The organism is Paenibacillus sp. FW126-R14, assembly GCF_058789495.1.
Genome location: NZ_JBYTBS010000058.1, coordinates 1 through 19,802, shown reverse-complemented (window position 1 = coordinate 19,802; position 19,802 = coordinate 1). Strand labels below are relative to the sequence as shown.

The window sequence follows — 19,802 nt, the reverse complement described above, 5'->3', positions numbered from 1 at the left end:
CTTGTAAAATTGAAAAGGAGGGCAGGTTATCCTGCCCTCCAAATGATTCGCCATTGAGATCCGCAATCTTCATGATCCCAATCCGGTCCGTCTCAGATTTAAGATCGATAATAAGCCAGCACCCAGCACACGCCGTTTCGGTCGGTAACGATGGCTAGCAGTCCGTTGAACGGAGCTTCGTACGCTTCCGATTGAATCGTTCCACTGGCCGCAAACTCTCCGTAGATCTTACGAAACGCCTCCTCTGTCTCGATTGCCAAGAAGACTCTCACGTAATCGCCTTTCAGCACCGGCTTCGCCGCCTGAGTGTCGGCAAACTTAAGGGTTGCCCCCTCAACATGCAGGTCCGCGTTCATGACCACTTCCCCTTGCTTGCGCAGAATGTCAATCTCGCCGCCAAAAACGCTTTGATAGTACTTGATTTCGTCTTTACAGTTCTCCACTACGATAAACGGATTCGCTATCATCCATTTCATCCTCCTAAATTTTAATTGATCTTAATTGAAACATGCGATTTCGACGCTGTTAATCTGCAACGCCAACCTTCTATTCCTCTTTTCCTCCGGCCCCCTCCTTATCGCTCAGATTGCGAAGCACGGTTTTCAGCAGGCGCATCAACAACTCATACTCATCATCGGTAATGCCTTTGCGGGTTTTGTTCTTGACGCGGCCCAGCGCTTCCTGCACCTTCGGCACCACTTCATGTCCCGACTCTGTCAAGTAGAGCAGCTGATATCGGTTGTCGGCGGGATCTGCTTCCCTCCGCACATAGCCTTCTGCTTCCAGCTTGGCAATTGCCTTAGCGGTAGTCGTTTTGTCAATGAGCAATTTCTCGCACAGCGCTTTCTGCGTGATTGGATGCTCAAACGCAATCGCCATCAAAAAAATGTACTGTCCGCTTCCAATTCGATAAGGCGCCAGCTCGGCGGAGATCAATATTTGCATATGGCGATAGATCGCTGAGATGTATTGGCCGTGCGATTCCTTAGTGCCATTGGCATTGTGGCTCGATTGTTCGATCATTTAACTTCACTCCTTTCAAATAGGATGCTATTGCAACTAATTTCATGATATGCGATATAGGATGCTATTGCAACTATTTTTTTGCCCGATGTATTTCTTGACAAAATAGAAAAGGAGGGCAGGTTATCCTGCCCTCCACATGATTACTCGAGAATCTTCCTTGCCAAGATTGCAAGGTCGCTAATATCAATAACACCATCGCCATTGATATCCGCAATTTTCGCTTGATCCCAATCCGGATCGGTATTTTTCTTGCCATAATATTTCGCCATGATCGCCAAGTCTCCGATGGTTACTTTACCGTCTCCGCTCAAATCTCCCGGAGTCCGAGTGATAACCAACGCCTTAAAGGCTTGCAGCGCTGCATTCAAATCGACTGCCGCTTGATCCACCTGCTGCTGCGTTGCTGTTGCGCTGCCAGCTACGGTGTTCGCGTTGTCGATCGCCGCTTGCAAGGCTGCCTTCGATCCAGCCGGATATTGGCCGATAGCGCTGCCTTCTGTCGCTGCATTGAGCTCGTCTTGCGCTTTGACAATGCTATCGTTCAGCGCCGTTTTGTCGATGACAACGATGGCAGAAATTGTTACGTTGTGGGTGACTCCGTCTACGGTCGTTTCCGTCCCTTCACTGCCTGATACTACGGCATGGGATAATGCGATTGCCGTTTCCGCAGATGTAGTCAGCGATTTTGCTTTAAAATTCAGCTTCAGCAAATCACCGCCGGAATTTGCCGAATCGACGGCTCCCAAGTTTGCCGCAATAATCCGGACTTGTCCTACCGTTTCTTTTTGACCCACAATCTCGAATTTATCCTTTAAGGACTTTGCAGAGACAAACTCTACTTTTTCCGGGTCAAAAGTAAAGGTCAAATCTTGCGCATAAATACTGTCTGTTACATGATTTAATCCATAGGTCAGGTCAAATGAAGCACCGCCGAGAGCATCCGCAGCCCCCGTTAAAACCGCATTGAGCTTGTCCGGCGTTGAGTCTTTGGGAAACTCGTAATAGTACCAACCGTTGGTGCCGTTAATGCCGCCTTGGCCGCCGGTGATCGTGTTGAATCCGCCCCAATAATAGTCGTATGGGCTTTGGGTCTGACCGTTAGAGACCTTTAGCGAGTAGGGGTCTGTGTTCAGTCTGTCGGCTTCCGCGTCGGTCAGCGTTTTGCTGCCGTAGAAGAAATCTTGCAAATATTTGCCTTCCACAGTGGCACTGGCAGCGCCATGAGGGTCTCCGCTGGACACATAGTTGCCCGTATTGAACTTGACATAATCGTCGCCATTAGCGCCCAGAGTCTTGTAAACGCCCTTGGCGCTGCTAAGGCTCATGTTGTCGGTCGTGGAGCCGTCGTTATAGTCGTTGAGGTTTGTATCAATGATGATTGCGCGATTCGGTGCGAGCGTAGCCACCAGTGAAGTTTGGTCAAATGGCAGGCGGCTATAGTCGCCATAAGCGTAAGAATTCTCCTCATGCTTATACATGTGGCCGTAAGGCAAGAAATGACGGAAAAGCTCGGTCTCACGGGTGCGGTTGTGACGGTAGCTGTTGCCAGGACCTTCCGTGCCGTGGGCAATCACGTTTTCGGCGCCAGGGTTGTTATTGCTGAAGATGGTGTCTTTGAAGTTGTACTCTTGGCCTTGGGCGTTATATCGCCAGTTGGCCGGACCGGTTGCGCCTGCGCCGCCGGCAACGATCGCTTTGACCCGCTCATCGAAGACGCCAGCCACGAAGGCATACTTGCCATTGATGGAGAACCCTTTGGTGACCGCGCGAGTCGGGTCAATTTTGTCGGCCAAGGCCGGGTTGTTGGCAACCGCCAATTCCAGTATGTCCAGATAGGCCGAAACCGCCGTGGCGTTGGCCATTATGACGCTTACGTCAGCTGTGGTGCTGTTGCGCGAGTATGGAAAGAGATTATAGAACGTGCCGCTGCGGTTGGGGTTGCCCCATGCTAAATCAGTACGTACGCCATCCGCTGCCCAGTTTGGAAAGCTAATATTGGCGATGCCGTTAGCGGTCCAGCTGCCTGCGAAGGAGATCGGAGCGGCTTGACCCTCTGGGACACCAGCGGTAGGCATAGTAATGCTGATCGTCACGTTTTGCTCGGTGCCGCCGGTAAAATTGACGTTTGTAGGCGTCACCTTCGCCGTGACGGTGGCGTTGCCGGTACCGGCGTAGTTGTTCGTGAGGAGAGAGACCTTGTAGTCCACATCCAGTTTTGGCTTGTAGCCATACTCATAGAACTGGGCCAGTTCCAGAATCTCCTGCTTGCGCTCGGCCCACTCCTTCTCATTGGTTACCATGCCTTTCGTGCCCTTGTTCTTGTCAAAGAACTGCCAGACGTTGGGCAGGGTGTTCACAGCGGGCAGGTCGTGGGGATCCGGGTACTTCGTGTTCCCCCATTTCAGCCCTGCGAAAGCTTGAACGACCTCCAACACGGCGGCCTCCTTCTCTGCGCGGGTTGCGGAGGGGCTGCTCTTGATAGCGTTATATGCGGCCTTGGCATCAACCATCCGCGCCTTGGACTCGGCGGTCCATACATTGCTGCCGTCACCATTGTTGGCATCTACGGTTCCATTGCCCGATCCGCCGGGGTTGTTCTTGGAGTTCCAAAAGCGAATGTCCTCATCGGCGCGCCAGCCACTATAAGCGAATTCCGTCTTATTGTCCCAGCCGGACAGTGTGACCTCACCCCAGTCCCGGTTTCTTACGCGTTCGGAGTTCGGCAGATTGGAGCTGCCTTCGCGCCCCGCATAGTATTCGGTTTTGCTCCAATAGGTCAAAGAAGCATTCTGATCGTAAATGCCAACATCCAAGCCGACCTGCGTGCCATTGGTCAGTTCGCGATCCCAGTCGTCGCCCCAACCCTCGATTTGAAAGGCCATCTCGTAAGTGTAGTTGACCCCGGGGCTGTTAGTCTCAGCGTTGTAGCCGGATGATTTGAAAGCTTTCAAACGTGTCGAATAATCTTGGTGATTCGGGTTGAAGAAGGACCCTAGGGAAGGAATTCCGGTATTATAGAACGAGGATACCGATGTGGCGTTCGGGTTTGCACTCAGGAAGAAGATGCCCTGGGTATCCGTTTCCATGCCCCACTTGTCGTTGAAGACATCCAGGGTGACGAACAGGCCGTCCATGGCGGGCGTGTAAGTGGCGGCGCTCCAGTTCGGGGTTCCCGTGTCGGATTTGGTAGTATCGCCGGTTACCTCCACCAATACGTAGAGCACCGGGCCGTCCCACATGAACCGCAAGGTGCCTTCGGTTGTGGCATCCGGAGCGGTCGCCGTCATAGCGGTATTGTACTTATTGCCAATCCTGTAAGCAGTAGCGTTGTCCCAAGCCGCTTCTTTGATGCCGTCCACCGCAATCGGGTTAGCGGTAAACTTGGCATTGCCCTGAGCTCTGGGAGAGGTAATTTTGAGACTCATGTTGTTGCTGCCGGTCGGCGTATACCGTTCTGTGACGTTGGTGTTGTTCACGAAGTTCTTGTCATCCCGCTGGTTATACGGATACTGGTCGCCGGACGAGGCAAGAGCCGCCGGTGCGGTAGTACCGAACAACGTCGCCATAGCCAGCATAGTGGTAAGAGTTCTGCGAAATCTAATACGTTTCTGCATAGCATTTCCTCCTCTTATTGGTATAGTAGAAGTCATGGTTTTGACATCGATCAACCGCTCTCTACTGATGTTAAATCTATCATAAGCATGTGCAAACGGAATTCATTTTCTTTGGCATTTCACTATCAATAATTACGGATTTCCCTTACATGGCTTTCCTACGTCACTGAATTCTACAACGCAAAAAAAGCCGCGATAATCGCAGCTTTTAATCCGGAGCGTTATAGCTTACATGTAGCAATAGTTCTGATTCCTAGTTCAGTTTTTCTACTCTACTTGCTGCTAAACTTCAATTCGTAATTCTGCGTAGGAACATTGAAGGTATAAGACTTTTCCTCCTCCGTACCGTGCGTAATTTGATGCTTTTGTTCATAATCTGCCACCATTTTGGCGGCTACGACTTTGCTTACGCCTAATTCTACTCCCCATTTATTCATCAATTCATCGACAGCTGCATTGGTGGATTTTGCTTTGAAGGCGACGTCGCGCGAGGCTTGCTTTAGCGTCAGATTAATGACCTTATGGCTCTTGCCAACGGAGTAGGATTCAGGGGTTAGAATATCGATTGCAGGCAGATAAAACGTTTCGTCCAGAATTACGATCGGTGTCGTTGCGGCTCGTACAATTTCAGCGTCCAGTACCGGTTCTGCATCCGAGAACGTAATTTTTTGGCTGTGGTAGGAATTTACTTTGGCTGAGGCGATGACGAATTTCTGTTGAAGCACGTCCCGGACATGAAGAATAAATTCGCCGGGAATGACTTGTCCGTTGTAGCCTTGCGTCTTGAAAATAATTAACTTATCTTTGACCGGATTGCCTGCGAGTGATTGGGCCGCCGCTTGATAGACGGGTTCGCGTTTCGATGGCGGCAGACTTTTGGCCGCCTCGGCCTGCTGCTTAGCAGCCTCCACAGTCGCTTGTTTGGCCTCCGCTTCCGCTTTAGCCGCATGAGCCTGCGCAGCTTTCTGCGCTTCCGCTTCAATCGCTTTGCCCTCTACTTCAGCAGCCGTTTTATAGATGCCAAGGTCATAATCTTTCTGCTGCTTGTCTAAGTCCGCTTGATAATTTTTTTGAATTTCACGCGCTTTGTTAGCCGCCTCTGCGATATCGATCGTATTATCGGATAGCTTTTTCAAGAGATCCGCAACTTGTTGTTGACCGGACATGTCGCGGAAAATATTAGGTGTGCCAAGAAGATTTAGTGCGGCTGCCAGGCCGGTAGGATCTGGTGCTGCCGTTGGATTCACGATATTCACTAACGATTGGGGAAATGCTGTCGGAGTTGGCGTAATGGCTTGGGGTTGAGGTTCAACAGCCGTGATCGGATTGATATCTGGCGCTGCGAAAGGAATCGGATGCTCTTCCCACTTCCAGAAGCGGGTGTTATCGATCTCTTCCGAGACATTGCAGTGGCCGAGCTTCCCTTCGGCAAACACACCGCGTGTCGGAAGCGTGATTAATCGTTCGCTCTTCACGGAGGCAAGGCCGATTCGCTCCATGATTAACTCTCGTTCGTGTTCGTTGAACTGCGCGAGTTGATTGGTGGCCCATTGAATTTGGTTCGGATCGTTGCTGTTAAGCGCAGCTGCAAGATCGACGACAAGCCAATCCTGTATGTTGGGTTTCTTTGCCAACGGATAGGCAACATAGCTTCCGAACACTTCGAGCGGAATCGGATCTACCCTGTCCGCAAATGCTTCATGTTCCATTTGAAGCGCGATCGAATTCGAGTCGTATCCTAACAGAAGTAAACGATTATAGTAAGCGTGGTTACTGTCAAAATGATCTTTTAACTTTTTGATCGCGTAAGTTTCTTCGACTGTCAAGCTGGCCTCGGGGGAAAGAATCGGTGGAATGGAGGGTGGACGCGGCCCGGGACGTTTAATGTAGGTCATCGTATTCGAAGAACCGTTCGTGGGGAAATAATAATCGACTTCGGCATTTTCAATTAGCGGAACGACTCCTCCGGCGAAAAATCCGTTCACGTGCAGGCGACTAAGTCGCCATTCGTCCGTATCGTGCAGGACAAACTCAAAGCCGACCAAATTCGACCAAGCCACCGGCACGTCCGGTTTAGCGATAAACCACCCCATCGCCGTATCGTTAAGGCGCTCTCCGGTGTCCACATTATCTGTTACTGCTCCCTTTTCCCACAAATGAAGCAATGGCCTGCCTACGTTGGCGCCATCCCAAGTAATGAGATTAACCATCACAAGTTCATCCGTCTTATCACGTAAACCTTCGGCCGTCTTAACACCGAATTCGAATAAGCCGAAAGTTAAATCGCCTTCCCAACCCGCTGCCTTCTCAGCTGTCGGTGTAATATTGTTCGCCTTCTGGTATTCGCGGATGGCTTCCCTTTTTTCAAGCGCGTCAAAAGCGGTTTTCAACTTAGGATCCAGCAGTGCCGGTTCAAGCTGGTTCCGGTACGTAATTAAAGTATTGTCGTCAAACTTATCGATTTGTTTCGGAAGTTTTATTAAGAGCGCGGGACGTCTGCGAACCCATTCGACCGTAACGCGAAAATGCCGAAGCACTTCATAATACAAAATCGTTAACGTGTGGCTATGGTTGTAGTTCGTGAACGTTCTCGTCTGAATGCTCTCTTTTTCCTCTTGCCTGGCTTGGATAACGACGGTCGAATTCAGCTCACGCTGAGCTGAGCTTGCTTGTGAAAAACTGTCGCTTAAACGCTGAATGTTCTCCGCTGCGAGATCTCTGCTTCCATCGCTGGTGGCTGTCGAGCCGCCCATACTCCAAGTATCGCCAACGGCCGCTCCGACATCAAGGATCCCCATATCGAGCGTCCCCGTCGCCCCGGACGAGTGGGCCGTTCCTCCCATAAACGAAGATCCATGCTGCAGTTCTTTCAAACCCGCTTTCATCGTTTCCGTAATGGTGCGATCCCGATGCGTTTGATGAAGCAATTGCTCGTTTAACGTCGTAGCTTCGTCGCGCTTGGTCAAGCTGTCCCACGACCAGTCAATCACCGCGAGCTTGACCGTTTCTGCAGGCGCGAGCGGCAAACTATACAACAATTCGCCTAAAGAATGTCCGAGCGAATACCATGACACCTTATATTCTTCGATGTATGCGGGCTTGCAATTTACGGGAACATCGAATCCTTCCGGCGCATCCGTCAGACGAACGACTTGTCGCAGCACAAATTGTTGAAGCGCCATATTGCTGGGCACTAACGAATCGCAGCCGTCTTCCCCCACGAGCGTTTTGGGACTTGCCGCAAAAGACGTCGGCGACAACTGCCAGTCCGTTAGCGAAGGGTTCTGAAGCGATCGGGGGCCCATATTATTGAAATGTGCAAGCATTTCAGACGGGTTAAAAGATAAGCGGGCAACGATCGCATTCATTGAAAATCTAGCCTGGCTTAGAACATCAAACCGTTGTTCCACGCCGTACGGATATACCAAAATAGCGGTTTTTGCAACTAAACCGGGATCGGTGCGGCGCAATTCAATCGCTTCTGACAACATTTTCTTCACTTCAGGCTGCAATCGTCTTAAATCGAAGGATACATAGCCGACATGATCCGTCGTAAGCACGCCGAGTGGCTCCGCCCAAATCATGCCCCTTTCTTCGGGCTGTTCCACCAACATGAGGCCAAAGCGAAGCGCGTTGTCTTTCAACGAAGCGGCTATCAAGGATTTCAACTCCGATTGCGGTATATCGTCAAAACGGGCTGCATTCACGGCGTTCAGAACGTCTTTAAAGACCCCTATCAACAATTCTCGGATAAAGCTGCCATCTTGCATTTTCACAGAATTGAGACTGACCGCAGCGATCACATCGACAAGAGCCTGCTCTGTCACTTGAACGACGAAGTTGCGAGTCGCTGTCGATATTTGCGAATCCACCTGTAAGAGCGAGTAAATCATCGGCTCCCTGAATTTCGTAATCGGCGGGAGCGCCGGCTTCACGCGCGGAATCGCAATTTCGGCATAAAGCGGCAAATTCGATGTAGGCAATCCCGTGTCGGGATTCGTTATGAATAGGCTTAGATGACTAGGGAAAGAAGAGACCGTTACCATTCTAATTGCTCCTTTTCATATATTCAAATTAACTCCAAAATAAAGAGTCAAATCCATCATAATCGTTTTAACGTAAAAATTGTGTCGGCTTATATCTGCAAAAATGAACAGATCCTCTGTGATTTTGTCGAATAATAAGAAGCCTTGTCGGGCACACATCCCTCCAAGGCTTCTCCTTTTCCTTCAGCTTTTATTCCAAAATTGCACGTGCCACGATAGCGAGATCCATAATGTCGACTTTGCCGTCATGATTGACATCCGCTGACTTGTACAAATTCCAATCTGCATCTGCCGACGTTTTACCGTAAGCAGCCGCAACGATAGCCAAGTCGCCAATGCTGATTTTGCCGTCTCCATTCGTATCGTACGGTGATCCAACAATCACTGAAGCTGTAAACGTTTGAATCGCAGCATTCAGATCCGTTACCGCTTTGTCCACCTCAGCTTGCGATGCTGCCACATTGCTCAGCACACCATTCGCCGAAGTAATCGCAGCTCGCAGAGCAGCCTTCGCTGCTGTCGGATATTGGCCAGGTAGAGTTCCTTCCACAGCCGCATCGTACTTGCTTTGTGCATTTGCAATCAAGGCGCTCAGCGCTGTTCTGTCAACTACGGTAATTTGCAGGTTAAGCGCAGCACCGGCGATTTTCGTTTCTTTGCCTTGACCGTCAGCCACCACAAGCTTCGACACCTCAATGGAAGCGACCCCTGCCGCTGCTTCTGGCCGTACTTTGAACGTCAGTTTCATCAAATCTTTATTCGGTGCCGATTGGTAATCGCCCAAATGTACGCCCAGCACGCGAATTTGACCCGGTTTGGATACGGAATCGACGACGATAAACTTGTCACCGTTTAATGATACCGGATTTGGCACATACTCCAGTTTATAGGTATCATACGTTACGGTCACGTCTTGAGCTGCAACCTCACCGATGACATGCTCAAGCCCGAAAGTTAAATCCACTGTCGTGCCAGTCGTAGCACTGCTCGGGCCGCTTAATTTCGCGGTTGCCGGCTGCGGCAATACGGTTACGGCAATTGACGCTTTCAAGTTATTCGGATTGGTAACGCCTTCTACCGCTGCCAGAGTTCCACTCAGCGTGTAAGTGCCAGCTACATTGCCGTTGTAATCGCCTTTGTTCCATTGTACAGGAATAGCTTTAGTCCCATTATTGCTCAAGTTGGCTGTTGCTGTTGCCGGTAAGCTCAACTGCTCGAAGCCTGTTCCATAAGCAACGCTCATAGGCTGCGGCTGAACAACAGAAACAATCGGAGAACTAGGAGCAGGCTCTTCATAAATAAGCTCAACATATTGCAAGTTGGCATTTAAACCATCGAATTTCATGTACACATTTTGTGAACCCATTGCTTTCGTTTTGTTAACGAAATTGGTTGCAGCACCGACGTAGGTATCCAAATATGGATTAGTCCCTGTTTGCTTCGTACTGGCGATGCCATAATTCCCCCATGCAGCGGTAGACTTTTGATTAAAATTAATGCTCGCAAATTCATTGTTGAGCACGAATGATCCGCCACTGTATACATCGGCATAGGCTCTTCCTTGCGTCGTTGCACGTTTAGCCGGAGTTCCCGTATTATCAGCTTCGGTATAGAATCTGAAATATGGCGTTGAGGCGCCTTCACGAGAATACTGAACTCTAATTTCAGCAAGATTCGTTAAATCCATTTTGCCGAAATAGACGATGTCATTGGAATTCACGTAACTCATGGCATCCGTGCCGCTTTCAAATCTGAAGCTGGTGTTCGATGTGAAAATCCATGGCGCATTGTAAGGATAAATTCGGATACCGTTGGTTATCTTTTCAGTCGCTTTAGGAGCCACATCTCTCGGCATGACCGAAGACTTCAGATCGGCTATAGCAGCCTGCAGATCAGCAATTGCATCCGCTACTACCGAGTCGTTGATCGGCTCAGTCATAACACGTTTGACGTTGTCTAAGATCGTGTTGAAACGCGCCTTTTTGTATGCGGTGTACATGTTCATATCCAAACTCTCAGCAGCCCGAATCGCGTCTGCTAATTTTGAAGTGTCCACACCATCCTGCTTGAGCTGGAATTTTAACCAGTTCAAATCGATACCGGCGCTTTCAAACACAATTCTTAAGGTATGGTCCCCTTTGGAAAGCGCGACATCCGGAATGTTAAACGTAGCCCATTCTCCTTTAGTCGTCGTAATGTCGAATGTCCCCAGAAGCTTGGCGCCATCATAGAGGCCAAATGACATTTGGGCCACCTCGGACTGGCTGGATCGAATACGGGATGTGATCTTATAGTTGCCCGCTGTCGCAACGTTCACGTTATAAGAGATCGCCTCGCCCTTAGCGGTATTTGTATAGCACAACCCTCCGTCAACATCATTGCAAGAAACCGGAGTGATCACCCTTGTAATAGAAGCAGATTCTGTTTCTGCAACCTTCAATTTGGTATTAAGCCCAATGTTCGTTACGCCTGCCGTTACATTGTCCGTATTGAAACGAACATAATCAAAATCCGCATAAAATGGATCGGTAAGCGTTTGACTTCCATTCGAAGCCAGTATACCGAATTTCGGATTTGCATAGTCCGCCGTCGTGCTGCCTAAGGAAATATAATTGACACCGTCAGCACTTACATAGCCTGAATAGACGTTGCCTAATTTTTTCAAACGTAAAAATACTTCTTTCTTATCGCCAAATACACTCGTAATCTGACTGGCAGAAAGCGATCCGATGCTTACAGGCGTTGCACCGTTTGTTTCCTTGACCATGCCGATTATTTTCCCTGAACTGTACTCATACTTCACCCAAACATAATTATTATTGTCCTGTGAAGCGGTAATACCGAATCCGTTATAGTTCTGATTGGGAGCTTTATTGGTGTTAACCTTAACGGTCGCTTCCCAGTTTCCAAACGCTTCCTGTTGGAAATAGTTTTTCAGGTCCGCATGATCCGTCCAGAAATCGCCTCTTTCCCCTATGATTCTTAAGAAGCCGGGGTTAGCGGTCAACGACCAGTTGTTTTTGTTTTCACTGTTGGTCGCTGTTTCTTTATTAATCGTCCATGCGCTGTTTAAAGTAGTGCTAGTAAACTCATCGCTCTGCGGCAGTTTACCGAACTGAATAACATAAGTATTAGCCTGATCCGAGCTTAACGCTTTGATAGATACTCTGCGATTGACGGTATCCACCGTAGCCGTCGCTGTTACGCCCTCATTTTTTTCAAAAGTAACTTCAGGCAGGCTTGCGACACTGTTGAGACCCACATCATAGCTGAATCTGGTTTCTCTGAAGCCATCAATCGGTTTCCCGTCAACCGAAATACTTTTCAAATAAGCATAAGTTGGATTTTCAAAAATAGGCTCAAGCCCTTCTTCGGAGCTGAAGATGACCTTGTAAATTCGCTGCTCTCCGCCAGCGCTGGCCGTAATGACCGCCGCCGGTCTGCCAGGGCTCGCCTGCACAACATCCACGACTGCACCATCCGCCGCAGTAGCTTTAACTTGAGGATATTGCGACAATACCGAGTCACCGTACGCTTTATAATCCAATTTTAACGAATTGAAGTTTTTAATGTTCTTACCGCCTACTGTAATACCGCTGAGTCGCGGATCGCCAAGCTTGGCGGTGTTAACTCTGAACCAGTCTTTACCCGGCGTATAGTCAACCTTGTAGTCGATATTCGCTGTTCTTGCGAATGCAGGTGATTGCATCAAGAAACGGCTGATATTTTTTGCCGAACGCTGCAATTCCCCTAAGGTAAGGCTGCCATTTGTAAGGGATGCAACGGTATTGAAAGTGCTGTTATTCCGGTTTTTCTGAGTTTCCGCATAGCCATCTGGGATAACCATGTAGATATCGTTCTGAGCGCGAACCATTGCTTTGCCGTTAAGTTCATCATAACGATTCGTCGTAGCATAGAAGCCTTGATCTTCGCTCAATTTTGCCCACCAGTCTGTCATCACAATGCCGTCAAAGCCCCACTCACCCCGAAGGATAGTTGTATTCAAATCGTAGTTGCTTGAGGCCCATGTTCCGTTTACCGGACCGTAAGACGTCATGATGGAGCGTGCCTTGCCGCTTTTCACTGCCATTTCATAACCTTTTAAATAAATTTCACGGAGCGCTCTTTCCGAAATAAGACCATTGGCAAGATGCCGTGCTGATTCTTGGTTATTCGCTGTAAAATGCTTCAATGTAGGAGCCGTGCCATTTTGTTGAAGGCCTCTCGTTTGCCCGATCGCCATCATCCCTGTTAGCAAAGGATCCTCGGAGAAATATTCAAAGTTTCTTCCGTTTAATGGGTTTCTGTGGATATTGATACCAGGACCCAGTAATGTATCGATATTGTTAAGACGCATTTCCTTGCCTACGTTGAAAAATAACCGCTCAACTAATTCGATATTCCAGCTGCACGCAAGCATCGTACCGTTCGGAAGGCTCGTCGCTTTTTGTGTATCGGTTTCCATACGGATTCCGGAAGGACCGTCTGCCGCACTGTCGATCGGAAGGCCGAACTTCAATAAATTGTTCGTAACGCCGCCAAACGCTGCTGCGGTTCCTGCGGTTACTTTGGGGCTGGACATCCCTTCCCCTAGAATAATCGATGCTAGATCATTATTGCTAAACTGGGCGATAAACTCATCCATCGTCACTTTTTTATCATATACGTCGACTAATTTGTAGCCTTTATTGGCTGTTTGCGGGATAGCTGCAGGAAGATTATCCTGAATTCGTTTTGCCAGATTGATCGTTCTTGTAGGAACGGCTTCGTTCACGCTGTTGAAAGTGCCGTCACCCTTCTGAGTGCCTGGCTTGATGCGATTAAACGCTTTCGTTGGTGCTAGTGCTTCCTGGAGCTTCTTAACAACTTTTAACTCAGCAACTTGATAGGCACCTGCTTTTACAGAATCCCTTACGCTATTTCCTACATAAATGTTATAATCGCCTGCCTCCAGAACATAAGAGGAAATGTTGCCCGTAATTCCGCTGTCATCATACGAAGCCATATCCTTGATATCGAAGGAAATCGCCATTTGCTGGGACTTACCAGGCTGTATAATGCCGGTTTTTGCGAAAACGATTAACTGTTTAGCCGGTTTGCCCAGCTTTCCTTGAGGCGCTCCGTAATAAACTTGAACAACTTCCTTGCCGGCTACTTTACCGGTGTTGTTTACGGTCACATTTACAGTAATTTCCTCGTCGCTGCTTTTGATGGAATCCGTCGTAGTTTTAAAGTCGGTATACGAGAGCCCAAAACCAAATGGATAGAGCACCTTATCCGGAGCAAAAGTTTCAAAATACCGATACCCTACATAAATATCCTCGGCATAGGCATTCTCCGTTTGGCTGCCAAAATTAGCGGTAGAAGGATAGTCGGCAAGCGTCTTTGCAATCGTATCGCTCAGTTTACCGCTTGGCGTTACGTCGCCTGTCAGCACATCGGCAACTGCGCTTCCGCCTTCCATGCCGCCTTGCCATGCATAGACGATGGAGGCTTTCGGGTAATTTTTCGCCCATGACATATCAATCACGTTCGCGACATTGAGCACGATAGCCATTCGATCAAATTTGGCATAAACTTGATCAAGCATAGCAACCTCAAGATCTGTCAGGCGGTAAGCGCCTTTCTCGTCCTTGTTGTCCTTATCTTCGCCGGCTGTGCGTCCGATAATCGCAATCGCCGTATCGGATTTCGCTTTTGCCGCATTAAGGATATCGGCAGTCAACGGCATTTCCGCTTGCGACCACGGTTCAGCCGCCCATCCGCCGCCTCCGTCGTCAAACGGATGTGTTTTCACCCAATCTGTATACACTTTGGCTAAGTCTTCGTTGACATGCACGCTGGGATTGTTGCGCAAGCCCTCTAGAATCCCGTTGACATAATCTACTCGGACAGCACCGCCAGAACCTGTTCCGGATTTATAATAATGTGTTTGAATACGCCCGAACACCGAAATGTTTTCGCTCTTTTTGATTGGCAATACCTTTTCAATCTCATTTACCTGCGAGCCCGCTACTTTATAATCGGGATTCTGCAGCAAAACGACGCCTTCGGCAGCTACTTGTCTAGCCACATCGGGCAAGCCCGGCAGCGCCTGTGCCGAAGCAGGCGTGTAGCTTTGAGGTGCGATGATGGATGCTACCATCACGAAACTAAATAACAATTTAAACCAACGGGCAGCTAACCTTTTCTCTTGCTTCTTCATTAATACATTCATTCCTTTCCTCTCGCTTGTTCAACAAAAGCGTTGCCAACTCGGCGATATCCATAATGTCAACCGAATACGACAAGTTTGGATGCTGTTGGCAGCTAGAGCAGTCTGCACGAGGGCAAACTGCTCTCCCACCATAGAACGTTTACTGCAGAATCGCTTGTGCCACGATAGCCAGATCTAAAATGTCGACTTTGCCATCTTTATTGATATCCGCAGCCTTGTACTTATCCCAATCCGCATCTGCCGACGTTTTACCGTAAGCAGCCGCAACGATCGCCAAGTCGCCGATACTGAACACGCCGTCGCCGTTCATATCGCCTGGTGCTGCAATAATAACGGAGGACGTGAACTTCGTAATCGCCGCATTGAGATCCGTTACCGCTTGCGCGACTTCCTTCTTCGTCGCTGCCGCATTGTTCAGCACGACTTTTGCCGTGTTAATCGCAGCCTGCAAAGCATCCTTCGCTGCCGTCGGATATTGACCTGGAAGCGTTCCTGCAACAGCAGCATCATACTTGCTTTGTGCATTAGCAATCAAAGCACTCAGCGCTGTTTTGTCTACTACGCTAATTTGGACGTTGTATGTCGCGCCGTTAAGCTCCGTTTCCACGCCACGCTCATCAGCAATCACAACGTTCGATACCGATACGGCAGTGCTTGCCGATTCTACCGATTTCGCACGGAATTTCAATTTGAGCCAATCTCCGCTTGCGCTATGATTGCTTCCCACGTTAGCTACGATAAAGCGAACTTTACCTGCGGAAGCTTTCTTGTCAATAATTTGAGCTCCCTCTTTCACAGGGCTCGCGGAAACGTATTCCAACTTCTGCGGATCATAGGAAACCGTAACATCATGCGCGTAAACTTGTTGAGTTACATTTTTCACACTGTAGGTCAATTCGAATTCTTGGCCTGGAATCACTTCCGGGTCACCAGATAATGCAGTGCCCGGTCTCGTTTGGGCATAAGTCATGCCATATCCAAGCGGGAATAACGGGTTGCTCTTGTCCTTCGCATTGATCTCATCAAACGTGCGAGGCCATGTGTAAGGCAATTTGCCTTGGAAGTCGTAGTCGCCGAATACAACATCGGCAACGCCCGCGCCTTCGGACCCTGGAAGCCATGCTTCTACAACAGCATCCCAGTTGGCAATATCGTTCGTAATCACAAGCGGTCTGCCCGATACAAGAATAATAACTACTTTCAAATTCGGGTTAGCCGCTTTTGCTGCCTTCAAGTTCGCAACGATGCTCGCATCGCTGGAAGCGCCGCCGCCTGTTCCGTAAGTCAGGTTCGTAGTTTTACGGTCTCCATCGCCTTCCGCATAAGGATCTTCCCCGATAACAGCAACCGCAATATCATGACCTGCTGTAGCTGTAGCTCCGGTTTGATCCCAATCCACGGTTACGCCCGGACCCGCTACTTGCTTGATGCCGTCCAGAATGTTCGTTCCTTTGGTTACTGTGCTGCCACTGCCCTGCCACGAGATCGTCCAGCCACCAAGCTGATAGCCGATATGGTTGGCTTTATCGCCAATAACGACGATTTTTTGCGATCCATCTTTTTTCAATGGAAGTAGGTTACTCGTGTTTTTCAACAGAACGAGAGATTTTCTAGCCGCCTCGCGAGCAAGGGCAGCATGGTCTGCGTTATAGATTACGCTCGAAGGATTAGTTACGCTATCCGATAACGGCTGCTCGAACAGTCCGTTCTCGAACTTGACTCTGAGAATTCGGGTAACGGCATCGTCAATCCGTGCCATCGATACATCGCCAGAGCCTACCAATGATTTTAAGTTGTTGATGAATCCGATCCAGCCGCTGCCTGCGCCAGAGTTGGCTGTCGTATTCCCTTTGGCGGAGAGCATGAACATATCTACGCCGGCATTAACACTAGCTTTAACTTGTTTTTTGTAATTGGCTGAACCACTTATATTATTGCCTTGATCATCTACTACGATTTGTTGAATAGCGTCATAATCCGACACAACAAAGCCCGTAAAGCCCATTTGGCCTTTCAGCACATCCGTAATCAGATGAGTGTCAGCGTGCGTTTTCAGTCCGTTAATACCGCTGTAAGTGACCATTACGTTACGTGCGCCTGCATCAATCGCTTTTTTGTAGTAAGCAAGGTGAGGTGCCAAATAGTCATCTTTGGCTTGATTCAGCGTTTTTCCTTCGGGAATCGGAACCGTGATGTTTCCGGTATTAACCCCGTTATCCGTTAAACCGTCTCCAATAAAGTGCTTGATGCTGGCGACGATTTTTTTGCCTTTCAGAAATCCTGCATCGCTAGGATCGCCTTGCAGCCCTTGGACAGCAGCGACTCCGAGCTTGCCTACGATTTGCGGATCTTCGCTGTAGCCTTCATATGTTCTGCCCCAGCGAATATTTTGAACGGCGGAGATAACCGGAGCGAAAGTCCATTGTACGCCCGTCGCGCGCACTTCTTCCGCTGTTGCGCTGCCGATTCTTTTCACCAAATCAGCATCATTGGCTGCGCCAAGTCCTACGTTATGCGGAAACATCGTGGCATCCGTCAGATTGTTGTGTCCGTGAACAGCATCGACGCCATAGATCATCGGAATGCCTAACCGAGTACCCAACGATTGATTTTGGAAATTGTCGACCATGGTTTTCCAAGCAGCTGCCGTATTTCCGGTTGGAACCGATCCGCCACCGCTTAAAATCGAACCTAAGTAGTAGGTTTTAACATCGGCGATCGTTCCCAGAGAACCCCGTTCTGCTTGAACCATTTGACCGATTTTTTCATCCAAATTCATTTTACCCAGCAAATCCTGCACCCGCTGCTCGATGGGCATATTCGGATTTTTGTAAATCTCCACATCAGCGGCTGATGCCACATTGGCGACATTAAAGGGTAGTAAGGACAGCATCATAACAGAAGCAAGATAGGACCTCAGTTTCTTCATCTTAGTTTCAAATCCTCCCAAATGTTATTGGAAAAGCGACTAAACATAAGCTGTTGAAAATATCATTTCAACAGTAAGTCGGTTATCCGTATCACCCCTTTCAAAATTTCTTGATACGATTTGTATCATTTTGGATAAAAAGAAAAAATAAAGCGCTTTCGTTGTTTATTATGTACCTAAGTTTCAATAATTAACATTCGAAATCCTCTTATTTTGTATAAATATTCTACTCACTTGTAACTAATTATACCTGCGAATTCTACGAGAAAAATGTGCAAAATCAAAAATCCGATTGATTATATCTCCAATTCACGTTTTTTTTGCGATTATTGTTCATTCCAGCAGTTCGTTTTGCACGTGTTGCCAAAAAACAAAATTGGCGAAAAGACGACATCATCGTCCCTCCCCCAATTACCGGAAGAATAGTTTTTAAGACTATACGCCCGGCTCATAATGAACATGAACTTCATAAACATTGGATAATTTTTTCAACTCATCTTCTACTCTTGTCGCAACTTCATGGGCTTTGTGAAATTCCAAATCAGACTGAATAAGCAAAATAACGTCGATTACTGCATTACTGCCATAATTTCTAGCTCTAATTTCCTTTACATCTTCTACGCCCTCAATATTCAGTACCGTATCTTTATACATTTCTATTTTTTCTTCATCAAACCCGTCTGATAAGTGATGGGAAGCATCCCGGAAAATATCCCATGCCGTTTTACAAATAATAAAACCTACCAGGATCGCAGTGAGCGGGTCAAGCCAAGGCATATTTAATTGTGCGCCTATGATGCCAACTACGGTTCCGATACTCACGAGCGCATCCGATATATTGTCTTTAGCGGCAGCCATGACAGCTTGGCTATTGATTTTGAGCGCAAGCTTTTTATTGTAACGATAAACCGCATACATCACGATTGCGCAAAACACTCCCGCCCAAGCCGAAATAAGATCAGGCGCTTGTTCTCTGCCTTGAAACATGGAAATAGCAGCCTCAACCAATACTTGTAAACCCACTGCCATCATGATAAAAGAAGCCACAAGCGAGGCTATTGTCTCAGACTTCCAATGACCGTAAGGATGATCTTGGTCAGCCGGTTTTTGGGCGATTTTCAATCCAACTAATACGGCAATAGAGGCCACGATATCCGTCGCATTGTTCAGTCCATCGGCTTTTAATGCTTCTGAGCCGGCTGTATAGCCAATTATTAATTTAATAGCCGATAAACATATGTAGGCGATTATACTAACGATTGCGCCGCGTTCACCCAACTTCAAATTATCAAACCTCATCTGCTGGTCCATTCTAGTACAATTCTCCTCTCAACCCCCGTTTATGCTTTCTTATACTACCAGCCGCTGTTCATGTGGGTCTAGAGAAACGTTTTTTCACTTGGTTTAAATAATGAGCACGTGTAAAGACATTTGAGTCTATGAAAACTTGTTGCTCTAGGTAAAACAAAAAGCAAAGGAGCTAAGCAGATGCAATCCGCTTAACTCCCTTGCTCTTTTTGTCGCATGTGCGTTATGGATTTTTAAGAAAACGGGTTCTATTGCTGTATTCTTCACCGCGTTTGAGGATAGAAGAAGGATGGGATTTTCGATCGCCAGCCACCATATTCAACATATCATAGCTCTTCGCGGAGAAAACATCCCAAACCCTTGAAATATACATGTCCAGAGCAATAAATGATCCAAAGATAGCTGCAATCATTAGGCAAAATAGAACCATAAAAAGCATCCTCCTTTTTCTGAAACGCCGAAGCCGTTTCGCTTATCGTTATAAACAGAATAGCACAAGTGAGGAAATAAAAGTAAGTTTAAAATTAGATAAAATCGATCTAAATTATGAAATTTATTTCATTAAACTAGATACAAAATTTCAAAACACTTATTATTCACTTCAATAAAAAGAAAATGAAGAAATAAGTCCCAAATATAGGCGGAATAAGGTTACTGAGAGG

The 19,802-nt window shown here is 47.9% G+C and carries 8 protein-coding genes; all 8 read right to left on the bottom strand.

Annotation, left to right across the window (positions count from 1 at the left end; genetic code table 11):
• Nucleotides 1-98 precede the first annotated feature (98 nt).
• Nucleotides 99-476: a VOC family protein gene (locus AC3WRW_RS27120; RefSeq protein ID WP_492549343.1), complete on the bottom strand. Its 378-nt coding sequence runs from the start codon at nucleotides 474-476 to the stop codon at nucleotides 99-101.
• Nucleotides 477-546: 70 nt separating this feature from the next.
• Nucleotides 547-1,023, bottom strand: coding sequence for a MarR family winged helix-turn-helix transcriptional regulator (locus AC3WRW_RS27115; protein ID WP_492549342.1), 477 nt, complete (start codon nucleotides 1,021-1,023; stop codon nucleotides 547-549).
• 143 nt (nucleotides 1,024-1,166) lie between these two features.
• The gene (locus tag AC3WRW_RS27110; protein ID WP_492549341.1) at nucleotides 1,167-4,640 is read right to left on the bottom strand and encodes a glucuronyl esterase domain-containing protein; all 3,474 of its coding nucleotides are present in this window, start codon (nucleotides 4,638-4,640) and stop codon (nucleotides 1,167-1,169) included.
• A gap of 272 nt (nucleotides 4,641-4,912) precedes the next feature.
• Complete coding sequence (locus tag AC3WRW_RS27105; RefSeq protein WP_492549340.1) at nucleotides 4,913-8,686, bottom strand: hypothetical protein; 3,774 nt, start codon at nucleotides 8,684-8,686, stop codon at nucleotides 4,913-4,915.
• A 190-nt stretch (nucleotides 8,687-8,876) separates the two neighbouring features.
• Nucleotides 8,877-14,903 carry a glycoside hydrolase family 3 C-terminal domain-containing protein gene (locus AC3WRW_RS27100; protein WP_492549339.1) on the bottom strand — a complete coding sequence of 2,009 codons (6,027 nt, stop codon included), beginning with the start codon at nucleotides 14,901-14,903 and terminating at the stop codon, nucleotides 8,877-8,879.
• Nucleotides 14,904-15,042: 139 nt separating this feature from the next.
• Complete coding sequence (locus AC3WRW_RS27095) at nucleotides 15,043-17,832, bottom strand: glycoside hydrolase family 3 N-terminal domain-containing protein (protein ID WP_492549338.1); 2,790 nt, start codon at nucleotides 17,830-17,832, stop codon at nucleotides 15,043-15,045.
• A 435-nt stretch (nucleotides 17,833-18,267) separates the two neighbouring features.
• A complete protein-coding gene (locus tag AC3WRW_RS27090; protein ID WP_492549337.1) occupies nucleotides 18,268-19,143 on the bottom strand; it encodes a cation diffusion facilitator family transporter in 876 nt (291 codons plus the stop codon).
• Nucleotides 19,144-19,363: 220 nt separating this feature from the next.
• Nucleotides 19,364-19,552 (bottom strand): hypothetical protein, encoded by a 189-nt coding sequence (locus tag AC3WRW_RS27085; protein ID WP_492549336.1) that lies wholly within the window; start codon nucleotides 19,550-19,552, stop codon nucleotides 19,364-19,366.
• Between the last annotated feature and the right edge of the window lie 250 nt (nucleotides 19,553-19,802).